The organism is Bradyrhizobium sp. NBAIM08 (assembly GCF_020193935.1).
In the GTDB taxonomy this organism is placed as follows: domain Bacteria; phylum Pseudomonadota; class Alphaproteobacteria; order Rhizobiales; family Xanthobacteraceae; genus Bradyrhizobium; species Bradyrhizobium yuanmingense.
Window position 1 is genome coordinate 1 of the sequence record NZ_JADYVR010000989.1, and the last position, 401, is coordinate 401.

Below are 401 nucleotides of genomic sequence, written 5' to 3' on the forward strand. Positions count from 1 at the left end.
GGGCGTCCTGCGCGCGAATCGTGTCGGGGTCCTCCCCGACGATTCGCTCGAGCTCTGCGAGCGCCGTTTCGGTCTCGCCCTTGCGCGCGTCGACCAGCGCGATCTCGACCCGGAAGGCCGACGCGAGCTGATCGGGCGTCATGTGCCAGTCTCGCGCCGCATGGCCGAGATCCATCCGCTGTGCCCGCTCGTAGACCGCACGCGCCTCGTCGGGCCGCTTGAGCTTGCCGTAGGTCGAAGCGAGGTTGCGATAGGCGGGCAGGAACGTGGGGTCGCGCTCGAGCGCGAGCTCGTAGAGCCGGATCGCCCGCTCGTGATCCCCCTGTTGCGTCGCGACGAACCCGAGGTTGTAGGCGGCGCGCGGGGACTCCGGCACCGCCTCGAAGGTCGCCTCCCAGAGC

At 70.6% G+C, this 401-nt stretch carries 1 protein-coding gene; it reads right to left on the reverse strand.

The window, feature by feature from the left end:
- Positions 1-401, reverse strand: a 401-nt coding sequence (locus I6F37_RS43080; protein ID WP_225154842.1) for a tetratricopeptide repeat protein, incomplete at both ends; no start/stop codon positions are given.